Genomic DNA, 15448 nt, shown 5'->3' with positions numbered 1-15448 from the left:
ATGAGTTGCATTTTAAACCGGATCGATTCTGCGTTAATATGAAAGGAAAGAAGTGTGTCTCGGCGAAAAAACAGCCGACGAAAAGATACGCTTGGAGAATCTATTCCGTCTGGGAGCGATGTTTAGATTGTGGCAAACGTGGTTGATTGTACTTTGCATCCTCATCGTGGTCATTGCTGTGGTCGTTTACGCCATTTATAAGTTGACGACGAAAGGATTTCCCAAACCAGCTTACCGACGTCCGCAGTTCGTGCCTGAACCGGACAAGTGGTCTGACACAGGTTTGTATATTGCATGGATAGGGCATTCGACCCTGCTCATGCGCATCAATGGCATCACCGTTCTGACTGATCCGGTATTCTCGCATAAAGTTGGGGTGCGCATCCCCTTTCTCACGATTGGTCCGGCAAGGCATGTCTCTCCCGCACTGGAACCAGAAGATCTGCCGCCCATCGATGTGGTGCTTCTTTCACATGCGCATTTGGATCATTTGGACATGCCCAGTTTGCGGGCGGTGGTCAGTCCGGCCACAGAGATCGTCACTGCGCATGGAACGGGACGTTTGCCGCGCAAATTTGATGCGAAACACGTGCATGAATTGGCGCCTGGCGAGACGTTGACACTGTCCTGCGGCTTGGAGATCAGCGGCCAGCGCGTTCGCCACTGGGGCAATCGATTCCCTTGGAATCGCAGGTACGGATTTCTCGGCTACATCCTCAAGCATGCCGATTGGCGCGTGTTTTTTGCGGGGGATACCGCGTATACACAGGCGCTGTCCGAGGTGAAGGCGCACCACCCAGATGTGACCTGCATGCCGATTGGCGCGTATGCGCCAGAGACGTTCCAAGGCGCGCACTGTACGCCAGAGGAAGCGTGGAAGATGTTTGAGGACACTGGCGCGCAAGTGCTCGTCCCTATGCATCATGACACGTTCGTGCTTTCGCGTGAACTGGTGGATGAACCGTTAGCTCGGCTGATACAAGCTGCTGGTGAAAAGAAAAATCGGATTGTGATCACCCAACACGGACAGACATTTTACGCCAAATCCCGACAATCGCTCAAGAGGGATTGACGCTGACCCGATTTTCTATGAAAATTCAGGATAACATAGATAAAATATTTGGGCGTGGTAGGCGTTGGCACTGACCAAGGCACATGCGCAAAGAGACAAAGGAGTCAGAGTCAGATGGCCCAATTAGATGCATTGCGCCTCGGGTGGCCCGGGTTGCTTGCCGCATATGGCGAATGGTTGCCTATTTCAGAACAGACACCGCAGTTGACGTTGCATGAGGGGAATACACCACTTGTTTACGCAGCTAAATTGAGCGAACAGGTCGAGGCGTCCGTCTATTTGAAGTTCGAGGGCGCAAACCCGACCGGATCGTTTAAAGATAGAGGGATGGTGCTCGCGGTTGCCAAAGCGAAGGAAGCTGGCAAGCGCACTGTCATCTGTGCCAGCACGGGCAACACTTCTGCCTCTGCGGCAGCGTACGCGGCCAGGGCCGGAATGGAAGCGGTGATTCTCATTCCGCATGGTTACGTCGCATTGGGAAAATTGGCTCAGGCCGTCCAGTACGGTGCGCGTATCGTGGCGGTGCGTGGCAATTTTGACGAAGCGCTGGAGATTGTGCGGGAAGTCGCTGATCCATTGGGCATGGCGATTGTCAACTCCGTCAATCCGTATCGTCTCGACGGGCAGCAAACGGCTGCGTTTGAAGTGTGTGACGTGCTGGGCCAAGCGCCTGACGCGCTCTATATCCCTGTGGGAAATGCGGGCAATATCAGCGCTTATTGGCAAGGGTTTGACGCCTATTTTCAAGCGGGTAAAACGAAGCACAGACCGCGCATGTACGGCTTTGAAGCGGAAGGGGCTGCCGCCATCGTGCGTGGGGAGCCGATTGCGCAACCGGAGACATTTGCGACAGCGATTCGCATCGGCAATCCTGCATCTTGGGATAAAGCTGTCCATGCGGCTGACGCGTCCGGCGGGCAGATTGCTTCGGTCACGGACGCGGAAATTGCGGCGGCGTATCGCTTGATTGCAAAGGAAGGGTTGTTTGCCGAGCCAGCCTCTGCCGCGAGCGTTGCTGGGCTGTTGCAGCGCCATCAGAACGGGCAAATCGAGCGCGACGAGACCATCGTCTGTGTGCTCACAGGAAACGGCCTAAAAGACCCGGACAGCGCAATCTCCTTGGCAGGCGATGTGACGGAAGTGGTTGACTGCAATTTTCAGGCTGTTGAATCGTTGCTTGGGGGGCGCGTATGACCGTCCATCGTCTTTCGGTGCGCGTGCCAGCCACCAGCGCCAATCTGGGTCCTGGGTTTGACTGCATGGGGCTCGCGCTCGAATTATTCAACGAGTTTTCTTTGGAATTGGAGCGCCCATTTGGCGTGACGGTCAGTGGCGAATGGGATGAGCGGCTGCCGATTGGCGAACAAAATGTCGTTGTGCAGGCGATGGTGCGGCTCTTTGCAGAGGCAGGGGTTGCACTTGATGATTTGCCCGCTTTTGCGCTCCATTTGGACAATCAGATTCCCATTTCGTCTGGTCTCGGTTCAAGCGCATCGGCGATTGTCGGTGGATTGCTCTTGGCGAACGCGCTGTTGAGCACGTATCGACCAAACGCCGCTTTGTCCCAACAGGAGGTGTTGGCGCTGGCCGTGGCCATCGAAGGTCATCCGGACAACGTCGCTCCGGCGCTGCTTGGCGGCGGAACACTGGTTTTTCACGATAAAGCAGGGCCGCGCACCGTTTCGTTTCCGATTCCGGATGCGCTCTGTTTTGTCGCCGCAACGCCCGATTTTGCTTTGAGCACAGAAGAGGCGCGCAAAGTGCTGCCTGCTGTCTACGAAAGGGCGCAGGTGGTGGAAAATGTCGCACAGTGCGCCAGGTTGATGCTGGCCCTCACCATGGCAGATCTCGATTTATTGCGCGGCGGTTTGACTGACCACCTGCATGAACCGTATCGCTTGCCACTGGTGCCTGGCGCCAAGGATGTGGTGCGGGCTGCAGTCGAAACAGGGGCCTTTGCGGTCACCTTGAGCGGCGCAGGTCCAACACTGCTGGCTTGGTGTCGTCAGGATCACGCCGTGCAAATTGCCGATGAGATGACGTTGGCTTGGCGCAATGCAGGCACGCCATGCCGTTCACTTGTGCTCTCTCCATGCAAGGAACCGACAAGTGTCTGTGTTCATCACGCCATTTCGTAACCGCAGATAACGACCATGCAGACCGTGCGTGCTACATTCGCACGGTCTTTTCATATGCTACAAGACAGAGCGCGTAGTGTGATGCGCCCTGTACCAGCAGCATCATGACAATGCCAGTCAACGGCTGGCGTGGCACCAGTGTCACCAAAGGAGAGAAGAGGATGCGTGATAAAGACGATTTGACGATCACGCGGGCAGTACGGGCGTCATACAACCTTAAGGTGGATAAACTCACATGGTGCGATTCGCTTTACCTGCGGCGTGTAGCGGCTCGTCTTGAGGCGCGAGACAAGACCTATAAATTAAAGCGGTTTGCTGGCACACAGCAGCGACTGCAAACGCTGGCCAATGGTTATCAGCAAGTCGCGGCGTGTAGATTGCATGAGTTTCCCACATGGCATCGGACAGCACAAGGCAAAGCATACATACGTGTACAGGGGCAACTCTTGTATTTGCTGGATTGGGTACACGGCAAACCGTTTGAGCACACATCCGCGCACGCGTATGCGCTTGGTCGCACATTGCGCAAATTGCACGTGCCACCGCGCAGCCGTCAATCGTTCACCACGCCTTCACTAAGGCGGCGAATTGACCAAATTGAGCAAGTGACAACCCTTTTGTCCAACAAGGACAGCACACTTCACTTGCCCTCTGTCGCGCGTGATTTCATCACGGTGCAAACGGACGCGCTTGTGCCACTGCTGAAAACATCCATGCGCATGTTGAAAGAACTTGGACCCAAATTGTCATACGTGATGGTGCATGGAGATGTCACCGTGCCCAATGTGCTGATGAACGGGAGAACCGCTGTGCTCATCGACTGGGAGCGGTTAAGCCTGGGCTTTGCCATGGAGGAACTGGCAAAAACGGTGATGAACACGTGCAATTTGTCCATTCCACATGCGCGTGCGCTTTTGGCGGGGTATGGCTGGTCGTCTCTTTCCGATGACGCCAAAGCCGCTTTCGGTGTCTTCCTGCAAATTCCGCGCGAAGTCAACTATCTTCTTTTGCGGGCGTCGCGCAGGCGGCCAAGCAAAGCGGATAGGGCGCAGTGGAAACTGGTGATGGACACGTGGGCGGAACGACAAAGGCTGTTCGAGGCGCTGGTCGATGTGTAAAAGGGCGTTGTGACAGATGAGGTGGACAGGCCTTGTCGTGTAGTACAATGGGGAAGGAACGTGGTGGCCTGCCGAAGCATGGTAGGGCGCTTAGGTGCCATATGATTTTTGGAGTAGGAGCGAGTTTAGGTTGGAGGACATATTAAACAACACTTTGATGTCCCATTTGGGGATGAAAATCATTGAGTCAACACCGGATAAAGTGGTGATGACGATGCCGGTTGATGCGCGTACACATCAGCCCATCGGCTTGCTCCACGGCGGTGCGAGCGTGGCGCTGGCTGAGTCTGCTGCCAGTCTTGCCTCGCTTTTAAACCTCCAGTCGGAGGAGAAGACGGCCGTTGGTCTCGAAATCAACGCGAACCACATTCGGGCCGTCCGTGAAGGGCTAGTCACGGCGACGGCGACGCCAATTCACCGTGGCGCTTCGACCATGGTGTGGGATGTGAGGATTACAAACGAACGAGATCAACTCGTTTGCATCTCCCGCTGTACGGTTGCCATTATCAACCGCAAAAAATGAAGAGACCGTCATGCATGATGCTTCCTACACCGGCAGCATCGTGAAAATGCCAGTCAATGGGCGCATCGCGGATGACGCACACCAAGGTATTGGATTATTTACAGGATAGGGGGATGTGGACGGATGATTTTTGAAACGACACTGCGCGTGCGGTTTCGTGATACGGACATGTACGGGCATGTCAATAACGCCACTTATGCCACCTACGTGGAAGAAACGCGCGTCGCGTTTTTGCTGGAAGTGTTTGGTGAGTTTACGGTTCCGCTCATCGTGGCCTCTGCCGCTTATCAGTACACATACCAAACCCGGTTTCCAGAACATCGAGATATTGTGGCGAAAATGTGGTTTAGTTCCATCGGCAATTCTAGCGCCGAGATTGCGACAGAATTGCTGGCCCAGGACGGTACTTTGCTGTGCAAATCACAGGTGACGATTGTTTATTTTGATTATCAAGCCCAAAGGCCAGCGCGTATTCCAGAGGACGTTCGCTCCGTTTTGCATCGTTACACCATGGACAGCCCCGAGTAACAAGCAGGAAACCCGCCATGTGCGATGTGTCCCGCATCTATATCACTGTGTAAATCATCCGTGCAGCGCGGGTGGCGCTGCACTCTGCACCAAGGTGTCGATTTCATTTTCGGAATGGGGGAATAGACGAATGCATTCGTCGAATGAAGAAAATCAGGTGCCGAGCACCTGGACCAATCCGCTCGCCATGTTTTCCCTGGCGGGAAAGCGCGCAGTGGTCACTGGAGCCAGCCGGGGGATTGGCCGCGCGCTGGCAATTGGCCTAGCGGCAGCGGGAGCAGATGTCGCGCTCGTCGCTCGGGATGAAGCCGCATTGACGGCTGTACAGGACGTGATATTGGCTCATTTCCCACAGCGTAAAGTGTCTGTTCACATCTGTGATTTACAGCAGGTAGACGATATCACAGCTGTCGCTGAAGCGATTTATTCGCTGGGTGCGGTGGATATTTTGGTGAACAATGCGGGCATGAACATCCGTACACCTGCTGTCGATGTGACACCTGCCGAATGGCAGGCGATTGTTGACACAGACTTGCGCGGTGCATTTTTTGTGGCTCAAACGTTCGGACGACGGATGGTCGAGCAGCGCGCTGGCAACATTGTCAACATCTCTTCTGTGGGGGGACATGTCGCCTTGCGCACAGGTGTCGTCTATGCCGCTGCCAAAGCGGGTGTGATCCAGATGACCAAGGTGTTGGCGATCGAATGGGGAAAACATGGCGTGCGTGTCAATGGCATTGGTCCCTGGTATTTCAATACGCCGCTGACTGCCGAATTGCTTCGTCGTCCAGAGTATCTCGCTGACATTTTGGCGCGCACACCGCTGAACCGTGTCGGGGAACTGCAGGAGTTGATTGGCCCGACCATTTTCTTGGCTTCCGAAGCGGCCAGCTATGTGACGGGACAGACGCTGTATGTGGATGGCGGTATGACCATCTATGGGTTTTAGACAATCGGGACATGATGCGAGGGATTGATTCATAGATGTAAGAAGCGTTTTGCGGGATTTTCGCAAAACGCTTAACTGTTTTTGGGGATGGGTGGACATTGCATGATGTTGATGAGTAACGGTCCATTTCGATATCACGGGGTGCATGTGGGTCAGGTGTTCGATGTAGACTAGATATCCAGTGGAGTTATTTATCCAATCCGTTTGAGGGTGCCTATTGAAAACGTTCGATATCTGCCACAGTCAGATCGGTGAGATCCGCCACTTCTTCGATGGGCATCCCTTTGTTCAGCAAGCGGCGCGCAACAGCGAAGGCTTTCATGCGTTCTCCCTCAATTTTGCCTTCTTCTCTGCCTTCTTCTCGGGCGCCTTCAATGTTGGATATCCAATCGTTCATCGCTTTCTGACGGGACTCATACAATTCACGCGCCTCACGGTCTTGGCTCAAGAACTCCAGCGTCGTCAACGCTTTTTGCAAGGCCGGTTCTCCCATCACAAGTTCCCCCATTTTTTCCGGTGTAGGTCCTAGTAAAAACAGCATCCAACGCACCAGCTTTCGCTGTTGCCCCACAGAGACCTCTCGCAATTTTTGCAGTTCAATCATGTGGACTTCGATATCATTCGTCAAGACGAGCCCAGTCCTCGTATCTAAAAGTTGAAATATGCTGTGGTAATGCTCACTGGCAAGATAATTGAAACCGAGGATGTTGATGGTCACGGTGCGACAGAGATTCCGATAGCGTCCACCTTCAACCAACTGGCCACCGTACATCCGAGCCCAATAGTAAAGTGTGCGTTTCTCAATATCTCGCTGGTTCCAAAGCTGTATCTCGATATTGACCAGTGTTCCATTGGATGACCTGGCTTTGATGTCCAAAATGGACTGCTTGTCATGAACCGCATCTTTGTCCAAAAATGGATTGAGAATTTCGATCTCGGTCACACCGGGTTCATTGGCCGACTCAAAAACAGCGTTGAGAAAATCCAACAGAATATCCTTATTTTCCTCGATGCCGAAGATACGTTTGAACACAAAGTCGACACTTGGTGTGAGCAGTTCCATGGCCATCACCCATCCTGAATATTAAATCGGTACATTCGTGCTAAACTATCCACAATGCCCGATTTGTTTGATATAAATTCTTTTAGGATGCAGGCATCGTAAATGCGACCTGATAGATATGAGCATATCATATCTCAGAACATCATTCATCCATCGCCTTCCAGTCATTTCGAGTTAAGACTCCTGTGTTTCACGTGTTGGCAAAGGCGCTATGTCATCGCCCTCATCGCGCTTTTCCGCATTCGAATTCTCGATCACGCCGCTTGAACTTTGCACAGTCAGCAATGACGTGTCCACATCGGGCATGCGCCGCTGCAGAAAGGCCAGACGCGCAGCTTGCTCAACATCATCATCCAATGGATCCAGCGGTGTCGATTGGCCGGCGTAGGCAAGTGCGGTCGACAGAATGGCGTCGGCAAACTGCGGATTTTTGGGCAACAGCGGACCGTGAATATAAGTGCCCCAGACGTTTTGGTGGTGAACCCCCTCGAACCCGCTCTCGCCATTGTTGCCGTGTCCATGGAGCACTTTGCCGAGCGGTGCATGATGGTGCACTGTGCGGCCGCCGTGGTTTTCAAAGCCCATGATGACGCCGTATTCCTCTGTTTCAATTGCCACGTTGCCAATCAGGCGCGACAGGCCCGTGCCCGCGCTGGTGTACATGTCCAGCACATCGAGTCCAGCGATTTTTTCGCCGCTTGGCATTTGATAATATGCGCCGAGCAATTGATACCCGCCACAAATAGCGAGTAGCGGCAGCCCAGATGCAATGGCGTGCTTGAAATCACGCTGATAGCGCGACAGATACTTGGCTACCAGTTCCTGTTCGCGGTCGGAGCCGCCGCCCAACAAGACGAGATCGTACGCTGTCAAGCGAAGGGTGTCATGATGGGTGACTTGGTGCAGATTCACGTCGATGCCGCGCCAGCGCAGGCGCTGTACCAGTGTCAAAATATTGCCGCGGTCGGCGTACAGATTCAATAAATCAGGATACAGATGCGCGATATTCAGTGTTTGTCGACTCATGCTCTCTCGCCTTCGCAGATAAGGTGTGTACTGTTTTGTGCAACAGTGTGTACGTGCTTAAGATGAAAACGGGGGTGTCACGTTCGACACCTGCGTCAATCGCCAGTTGAACGGCTTTATCCATATCTGGCTCAATGCTGATTTTCGCTTCGTCCACGCCAGCGTATTTCAAGCGCAGCGCCATGTCTTCCGCGCGCAAACCGCTTGTGAAAAACTTATCGATGTCATGCGTTTCAGCGAACAATTCAAAATCTGCATCCCAGAGCCAGGAAACATCCCGTCCGTCAGCTGCCAAATCGTTGATGCCAATGACGACGGTTTTGCGACCCGGCTCTGTCACCACCGCCTGTACGACACTGTCACATCCCGTTGGATTCTTAATCAGGTTGAGCGTCGTTGTGGCGGCAGTGTTAAACGCCTGCATCCGTCCGTCTGGTGGGATGTAGTCGGCTAAGCCTTGATGTATCGGCTCCGCCCACAATCCCACCACGCGCGCGCCGCTTGCGGCAGCCAGCACGTTGTAGGCGTTATATAGGCCTTGAACAGGCATCGTCAAGTGGAGATCAGGCACATCCGCTTCCTGCAGCGTCATCGCCTTTCCTTGATAGATACCGATAAATTCTGGATGTGGGCGGCCGAAATCACAGTTGGGGCATTGGTACAGGCCGAGTTGACCATACCAAAACGCGCTGTATTGCAACTCATGACCACAGCGCAGACAGAACTGGCCGTCGCGCATTTGCTGGCGCTCGCCGGATCGTGCTGTTTCCCTGGCCATCCCGTAATAAAACGTCTTGCGACTGGCGCGCAGGCCGATATTGCGACAAATTGGATCATCGGCATTGAGCACCAAGCAAGCATCCGTCTTACGGATGGCGGCAAACAGTTTTTCCACCGTCGCATCGAGTTCGCCGTATCTGTCCAACTGATCGCGAAAGACATTGGTCACAATGGTGATGACGATGGGCAACGCTTCGGCAATGTGGGGGAAAGTGGCTTCGTCCACTTCCAGCACAGCGGTTTTTGCCCGAAACCGACCGCGCCAATTGGCGTGTTGAATGAATGCAGTCGCGATGCCTTGGGCTAAATTTGCCCCTTTGTGGTTGGTGATAATCGGCTCGTCGTGCTGCATCATGGCCGCGAGGAGTGAGGTTGTCGTCGTTTTGCCATTGGTGCCGGTCACGACGATGACACGCTCAATGCGCCGACCCATTTTATGAATAAATCGCGGCGACAAACGCAGAACAAGTTTGCCGGGGAAACTGGTGGCATCTTTGCCGCGCAGGCGCAACAGCCCAGTTACAAACTTGCCGATGAGAGTTGCGAACATCATCTTTTTCGTCCTTTCAAAGCTGTTTACAATCCTGAAAACCAAGACGGCGCCAAGGGCTGCGCCATCCACGATACCCCCTGATTGACGGGCATTTTTATGATACTGTTGGTGTGATGCGCGTCGCGTATGGTGGGTTGGGCGCATATCTCGCCCGGTCATTCGCGAATTGGCATTTATGTGGATTATACTATAATCAGGCGGGACAGACATGGAAATGAGGGAAGCGGATTGTTTGAAGAAAAATCGATTACCGCGCAAACCAAGGCGGAATTTTACGATATTTTGAAAGGGCAACTGCATCATCTGCTCGAAGGAGAGGCAAATTCCATTGCCAACCTCAGCAATACGGCGGCATTGCTGAATCTTCATGTGCAGGACATCAACTGGGTTGGTTTTTATCTCTGGCAGCCTGCGGACGAACAGTTGGTGCTCGGTCCATTTCAAGGCAAGCCTGCTTGCATTCGCATCGCTTTAGGCAAAGGCGTCTGCGGCACAGCTGCAAAAGAGCGGGAGTCAGTCGTCGTAGCGGATGTGCTGACGTTTAATGGGCATATAGCCTGCGATCCGGTTTCGCGTTCGGAAGTGGTCATTCCGCTCGTGGTTGGAGATGAACTGATTGGCGTATTGGATATTGACAGTCCGCTGCCAGGACGCTTTGACGAAGCGGACAAGGCAGGGTTGGAACAGGTTGTCCAAGTGATTTTGCAACACACCAAGTTTTAAAATGGATAAAGGGAGGTCTGTAACAATGCGCTTATATGGCTATCGTCGCTGTTCGACTTGCCGCGAAGCACAAAAGACGCTGGAGGCCAATGGGGCAAAAGTGGAGTTTCACGACATCGTTGAACATGCACCGAGTGAAGAGACCATTCGGTTTTGGGTAAAACAATCGCAAAGGCCAATTTCCGACTTTATCAATACGCGGGGAACGGTTTATCGCGATAAGGGGCTAAAGACAGCCAACCTTTCAGAAGACGAGTGGATCGTCCAATTGGCACAGGAAGGGAAACTGATCAAACGGCCCATCCTTGTCACGGCGCGGGACGAGGTGCTGGTTGGTTATCACGAAGGCGCATATCGCAGGCTTGCGCTAGGGGAATGAGTATGGCGTTCAATTACGATGCGTAGGGCTTTTTACAAGTTCTTCGGTGAAGGGCGTGTGTATTTGACGAGACTGTTTTATGGCCTTGAGTTGCCGCAGGAATGGAAGGACGCCTTGCGTGCGCTGCAAACGGCCTTGAAAGCCAAACAAGTTCAAGCAAATGCGTGGAACAATCCAGATTTGCTGCATATGACCGTCTTGTTTCTCGGGCAAATGGAAGAGGAGTCCCTGACAAATGTGGTGGCTGCGGGGGAAAAAGCGGTCCAGGACTGTCGTCCGTTCCAGTTGACGACAGGTTCCCTTGGACAGTTTTCCCGCAACAAGGTGTTCTGGCTAGGGCTGGACAAGCAACACAGCGATTGGCAAGCGCTCAACCATCTACACCAACAAGTCAAAGCAGCTATCTTGGCTCAATTGCCGCTCGATTTGGATGAGAAGCGATACCGACCACATATCACACTTGCACGTAAATTACAGCAGCACGTCGATGTGGACCGGCTCGCTTTGCCAGAGCCCCTGACGGCGACATTTACAGACCTGTGTCTCTTTGAGTCAACGCGGATTGACGGTCAATTGTGTTACCCAATCCGCCATCGTTTTGCTTTTACATCACACGCAGATGAGGAAATGCCCATGAAGTGGTGATGCAATGACAACAGGCGCCGATGTGACGGCGCCTTGATTGATTCGCATTTTCATGGTTGTGCCAGTAGGACCATATTGCGCAAAGCAGATTATCTTCTTCTTTTTTCTTCATAGAATTTCAATCCCATCGCGTCGAGCCTCATATCCATATCCAGAAAAGACATATCGCCGAGTGCATGTCCTTCGCTGCGAAGTGTTGTCGTGATGAGCGTGCGCAGTGCTTGCTCAATCGTGTCGATCTCGACGTCAGGCGTGTAGATTTCCTCGATGAGTGCTGCAAACATGTCTACCCACCGTCCGGTCTCTTCTATGGCTGTCGCTTTTGGCGATCTCCCGAAATGCGCATGGTACACCCAAGTGAACGGGAGTTGTTCTAACATCGTCAGTGTATTGTGGACAGCGGCGGGATCGAAGTCAATCGGTGAGGATGACGGAAGAATGAAATCGTAGCCAAAGTGCGTGAGTGCATCAGGATAGCAAATGCCCACCGCGTCGCCGGCAAACAGCGCATCTGACAATTCGTCGAGAATGGTGAAATGATGTTTGGCATGGCCAGGAGAATCGAAAAACTGGAGGGTTCGTTTGCCGATGGCAAGTTTGGAGCCGTGCGCTTGGGTGCGAATTTTGTCCGCAGGCACCGGCACCATGGCGCCAAACAGGCTGTTGGCGCGTTCGCCGTACACTTCTGACGCGCCTGCCCACAGCTTGCTCGGGTCTGCCATATGGCGAGCGCCACGCGGATGGACGACCAAATCCGCGTTTGTCGCCTTTGCCATCATTTGTCCAGCGCCACCGGCGTGATCGAGATGGACATGCGTGACGATGACGTGGGCTAAATCCGCTGGGCGCAATTCAAGGGCGCTAAGGCCATGAATCAGCGCATCGTGCGAATTGGCAGCGCCAGTTTCAATCAAGGTCGGCGCGTCATCGAGAATGAGGTAGGCCGCTGTGCGCTTAGGTGTATTCCGTTCAAGTACATCGATTTGCCAGACGTCTTTAGCGACTTCAATCGGTTGGGGAAAGTTCGCGTTCGTCAAGTGTATTCACGCTCCATTCCTCGCCATCCAGCGCTGGATGGCGACACGTCGATGTCGTTTCGTGTCTATCAGCGTTTGTCCCGCTTTGAATTGCGTCGTTTCTCTGCGTCCTTCTGCTGGTTTGACATGCTTTGTTGATCTCTCCAGCTCAAGGACAGGTTTCGACGGGTGTGGCTGGCAGGAATTTGTCCGCTGTTTTTCTGACTGCCTGTTGCGTTCCACGTGCTTCTATGGGTCTTTAAACTGGTGACCTTTGCTGGGCGTTGCGTTTTCTGAAGCGACGATTTGCCAGCGGCAGTTTGGGCTCGTCCGGCAAGGAATTCATCGACAGAAACGATTTCGGCCAGCGCGTCGTGATCTAACGCCACATCGGCTGTCTCCCGCGAAACGCTCAATAATATCCCCATGCCGAAGAGGTTGATGACGATGGCTGTGCCACCATAGCTGATGAACGGCAAAGGAATCCCTGTGACCGGTAAAAGCCACGTGACTGCGCATAGGTTGATGGCCGCTTGGATGATGATGGTACTGGTCAGACCGACGGCCATGAGCGCGCCAAATCTGTCGCGGGCATAGCGGGCAATGCGAAACCCGCGCCAAGTGATCACCGCGAAGATGGCCAACAAAGCGGCATCGCCCAGCCAACCCCATTGCTCGGTGAAGACGGCAAAGATAAAGTCCGTGTAAGGTTCCGGCAAATACCCAGTGGCCATGATGCTCAAATCAAAACCGCGCCCGGTGAGACCGCCATTCGTGATGGCTGTCAGGCCTTGAATCAGTTGGTAGCTATTTCCGCTCGCTGTTTGGAACGGATGAAAGAATGATTCAAGCCTGCTACTCCGGTAAGAGGCAAAATGGGCAACCAGGTATGCGCTTGGCAACATCACGGCGAGCGTGAGAATGATTGGACGCATGCGCAGTCCAGAGGCGAACATCACGACAAGCGCTGTGCCGAACAGCGTTGTGGATGTGCCCATGTCAGGTTCAATCAGAATCAGGATGGTGAGCATCAGTACAACCAGCATTGCAGGTCGGAATGTTCGGCGTGAGTCATGTAAAATGTTCATTTTTTTTGTCAGCAAAAATGATAAATACATGATGACGACGAGAATGGCGACTGCAGATGGCTGGAGGTGAAAGCTTGTGGTGCCCAACCAACGTGTTGCGCCTAAGCTGCTACGGCCCACACCGGGCACGAGAACCAGCAGTAACAAAGAAACGGCGAGGAGCAAGAGTTTTGCAGCATGCTTGAACCAAAAATGGTAGGACAGGTATGTAGCAAGATAAAACACAATCAGGCCGAAAATGCTTGCCCCTAGCTGGCGGATGGCCATATGGGCGGCTGATTGGCCGTTGTGCAGCTCGATGACGGTACTTGCAGAATAGACTGTGACAATGCCAATTCCGGTGAGCATGAGGACCGCAATCATGAGGATATAGTCCGGCTGGTGCCGCTCGGTCCGCATTGTAAACACCACCTCGTGAATACAGAAACAGTTCTTCGATGTCAGCGCTATACGTAGCGCTAATGAATTCGACATATCATCTCGATTCCCTGCCTGCATGTACAGCGGAGATGCAAATGCGTTTTGTTGTCGGAGGTAGAAGGAAGAGGGCGGGCAGTGCCCGCCTTACCACCAATGCATGCCAACGGCCGTAATCCCGAGAATTGCCGCGATGGGGATGGCCATGTGCCAGCCGCCGCCTGGTCCACCACCTGGCGGCATGCCGACAGGTCCGCCAGGGCCCATGGGCATTTGGCGGAGCATCTCATAATTTGGATCCCACTGCCAAGCTGTTTCCCGGCTCGGTACGTGCCCGAGGATGATATGATGTTTATTTAGATGAACGATCACGCCTTGAAATGTTCCAAAATGCGTATGGCACTGAACGTGCTGACCAAGTAATTTGCGCACGTGACGATGCGTAACCATGTGTATACGCCTCCTTTGCACTGCCTAGCTTATGGGGCGCGTATCCCGGATGTAGCGGCGAATGCACAGATTGTCCGACCTCGTTTATAATGGGAAGGTGACAGATGTATGCGTCCGAACCTAAAGACAGAGGGTTTTTGGAACATGGCGCATCGAGGCGCTTCTGCTGTTGCGCCTGCCAACACGTTTGCCGCCTTTGAAGCAGCTGTGCAGATGGGGGCCAATGTCATTGAGACAGATGTGCATTGGACCCGAGACAACGTGCTGGTGGTTGCGCACGATGATACAGTTGACGCTGTAAGCAATGGCTCTGGACGGATTGCCGAGATGAACTACAAGGATTTGCTCGCACTTGACTTTGGCTATCGGTTTACACTTGACGAAGGAAAAACGTTTCCTTTTCGCGGGCAGGGCGTGCGTATCCCAACATTTTATGAATTGTTGTCCAAGATGCCTGGGATTAGAATCAATGTAGATCTCAAACCGGAAATCGCGCATGCCAGCTCTTTTTTGCGTGTTGTCGCACGGGCAAACGCCATGCACCGCGTAGTGCTCGCATCATTTCACCACCGCACATTGGTAGAAGCGCGCCAGCGTTGTCCAGAACTGGCGACCAGCGCCTCCACCCGCGAAGTGGTGCAGTTTCTCCTTGGGCTGCAGGAATGTTCGATATTGGGTCAGCGAAAGCCAGTGTCGTATGTGGCGCTCCAAGTTCCGCACCGTTTTTGGGGACACCAACTGGTCAACGCGCGTTTTGTCCGTCGCGCAAAACGGCAGGGTGTGGCGGTGCACGTATGGACGGTGGACCATCCGGCTGATATGGAGCGATTGATCGCTTTAGGTGTAAACGGGATTGTGACAAATGAACCAAATGTACTGAAAGCTGTGTTGGCGAAACAGCACTGAGGATTTTTTTGAAGTCCGAGGGAATATCGCGGTTGATCCGCTGAACAGCTGCGTTGAAAGAACACGGAGGGCTT

General features: G+C 53.3%; 17 protein-coding genes. 11 read left to right on the top strand and 6 right to left on the bottom strand.

Annotation, left to right across the window (positions count from 1 at the left end):
* Nucleotides 1-127 precede the first annotated feature (127 nt).
* The 7 genes from ACFSB2_RS23030 to ACFSB2_RS23000 all read left to right on the top strand — a co-directional run bounded on the left by ACFSB2_RS23030 (nt 128) and on the right by ACFSB2_RS23000 (nt 6328).
* Entirely contained in the window at nt 128-1072 is a 945-nt protein-coding gene (locus ACFSB2_RS23030; protein WP_377945426.1) for an MBL fold metallo-hydrolase, read from the top strand.
* 114 nt (nt 1073-1186) lie between these two features.
* Nucleotides 1187-2266, top strand: a complete 1080-nt coding sequence (thrC, locus tag ACFSB2_RS23025) for a threonine synthase (RefSeq protein ID WP_377945425.1) — start codon at nt 1187-1189, stop codon at nt 2264-2266.
* Nucleotides 2263-3210 carry a homoserine kinase gene (gene thrB / locus ACFSB2_RS23020; RefSeq protein ID WP_377945424.1) on the top strand — a complete coding sequence of 316 codons (948 nt, stop codon included), beginning with the start codon at nt 2263-2265 and terminating at the stop codon, nt 3208-3210. The genes thrC and thrB overlap by 4 nt, the downstream gene beginning before the upstream one ends.
* 161 nt (nt 3211-3371) lie before the next feature.
* Nucleotides 3372-4328, top strand: a complete 957-nt coding sequence (locus ACFSB2_RS23015) for a phosphotransferase (protein ID WP_377945423.1) — start codon at nt 3372-3374, stop codon at nt 4326-4328.
* 157 nt (nt 4329-4485) lie between these two features.
* Nucleotides 4486-4851 (top strand): hotdog fold thioesterase, encoded by a 366-nt coding sequence (locus ACFSB2_RS23010; RefSeq protein WP_377945469.1) that lies wholly within the window; start codon nt 4486-4488, stop codon nt 4849-4851.
* Nucleotides 4852-4974: 123 nt separating this feature from the next.
* Nucleotides 4975-5379 carry an acyl-CoA thioesterase gene (locus ACFSB2_RS23005; protein WP_377945422.1) on the top strand — a complete coding sequence of 135 codons (405 nt, stop codon included), beginning with the start codon at nt 4975-4977 and terminating at the stop codon, nt 5377-5379.
* Nucleotides 5380-5509: 130 nt separating this feature from the next.
* The gene (locus tag ACFSB2_RS23000) at nt 5510-6328 is read left to right on the top strand and encodes an SDR family NAD(P)-dependent oxidoreductase (protein WP_377945421.1); all 819 of its coding nucleotides are present in this window, start codon (nt 5510-5512) and stop codon (nt 6326-6328) included.
* A 214-nt stretch (nt 6329-6542) separates the two neighbouring features.
* Here ACFSB2_RS23000 and ACFSB2_RS22995 read toward each other — a convergent pair whose 3' ends face one another.
* The 3 genes from ACFSB2_RS22995 to ACFSB2_RS22985 all read right to left on the bottom strand — a co-directional run bounded on the left by ACFSB2_RS22995 (nt 6543) and on the right by ACFSB2_RS22985 (nt 9750).
* Nucleotides 6543-7391: an Rpn family recombination-promoting nuclease/putative transposase gene (locus tag ACFSB2_RS22995; protein ID WP_377945420.1), complete on the bottom strand. Its 849-nt coding sequence runs from the start codon at nt 7389-7391 to the stop codon at nt 6543-6545.
* 174 nt (nt 7392-7565) lie between these two features.
* Nucleotides 7566-8417 carry a type 1 glutamine amidotransferase gene (locus tag ACFSB2_RS22990; protein WP_377945419.1) on the bottom strand — a complete coding sequence of 284 codons (852 nt, stop codon included), beginning with the start codon at nt 8415-8417 and terminating at the stop codon, nt 7566-7568.
* Complete coding sequence (locus ACFSB2_RS22985; protein WP_377945418.1) at nt 8377-9750, bottom strand: MurT ligase domain-containing protein; 1374 nt, start codon at nt 9748-9750, stop codon at nt 8377-8379. Before ACFSB2_RS22985 ends, ACFSB2_RS22990 begins: the two co-directional genes overlap by 41 nt.
* A gap of 228 nt (nt 9751-9978) precedes the next feature.
* Between ACFSB2_RS22985 and ACFSB2_RS22980 the strand changes: the two genes are divergently transcribed.
* The 3 genes from ACFSB2_RS22980 to thpR are packed head-to-tail and all read left to right on the top strand — an operon-like array spanning nt 9979 to nt 11497.
* Entirely contained in the window at nt 9979-10473 is a 495-nt protein-coding gene (locus ACFSB2_RS22980) for a GAF domain-containing protein (protein ID WP_377945417.1), read from the top strand.
* A 25-nt stretch (nt 10474-10498) separates the two neighbouring features.
* Nucleotides 10499-10852 (top strand): arsenate reductase family protein, encoded by a 354-nt coding sequence (locus tag ACFSB2_RS22975; RefSeq protein ID WP_377945416.1) that lies wholly within the window; start codon nt 10499-10501, stop codon nt 10850-10852.
* A gap of 18 nt (nt 10853-10870) precedes the next feature.
* Nucleotides 10871-11497 (top strand): RNA 2',3'-cyclic phosphodiesterase, encoded by a 627-nt coding sequence (gene thpR, locus ACFSB2_RS22970; RefSeq protein WP_377945415.1) that lies wholly within the window; start codon nt 10871-10873, stop codon nt 11495-11497.
* An 89-nt stretch (nt 11498-11586) separates the two neighbouring features.
* Here thpR and ACFSB2_RS22965 read toward each other — a convergent pair whose 3' ends face one another.
* From ACFSB2_RS22965 to ACFSB2_RS22955, 3 genes are all read right to left on the bottom strand, one after another.
* A complete protein-coding gene (locus ACFSB2_RS22965) occupies nt 11587-12534 on the bottom strand; it encodes an MBL fold metallo-hydrolase (protein ID WP_377945414.1) in 948 nt (315 codons plus the stop codon).
* 68 nt (nt 12535-12602) lie between these two features.
* Nucleotides 12603-14000: an FtsW/RodA/SpoVE family cell cycle protein gene (locus ACFSB2_RS22960; RefSeq protein ID WP_377945413.1), complete on the bottom strand. Its 1398-nt coding sequence runs from the start codon at nt 13998-14000 to the stop codon at nt 12603-12605.
* A 165-nt stretch (nt 14001-14165) separates the two neighbouring features.
* A complete protein-coding gene (locus ACFSB2_RS22955) occupies nt 14166-14468 on the bottom strand; it encodes a hypothetical protein (protein WP_377945412.1) in 303 nt (100 codons plus the stop codon).
* Nucleotides 14469-14576: 108 nt separating this feature from the next.
* On the opposite strand from ACFSB2_RS22955, the gene ACFSB2_RS22950 reads away from it, so the two are divergent.
* Nucleotides 14577-15374 (top strand): glycerophosphodiester phosphodiesterase, encoded by a 798-nt coding sequence (locus ACFSB2_RS22950; RefSeq protein ID WP_377945411.1) that lies wholly within the window; start codon nt 14577-14579, stop codon nt 15372-15374.
* Nucleotides 15375-15448 lie beyond the last annotated feature (74 nt).

It is taken from the genome of Alicyclobacillus fodiniaquatilis (genome assembly GCF_042678105.1).
GTDB lineage: Bacteria > Bacillota > Bacilli > Alicyclobacillales > Alicyclobacillaceae > Alicyclobacillus > Alicyclobacillus fodiniaquatilis.
Note: the sequence above shows the minus strand (reverse complement) of the source record. Positions and strands in the feature narration are given on the sequence as shown.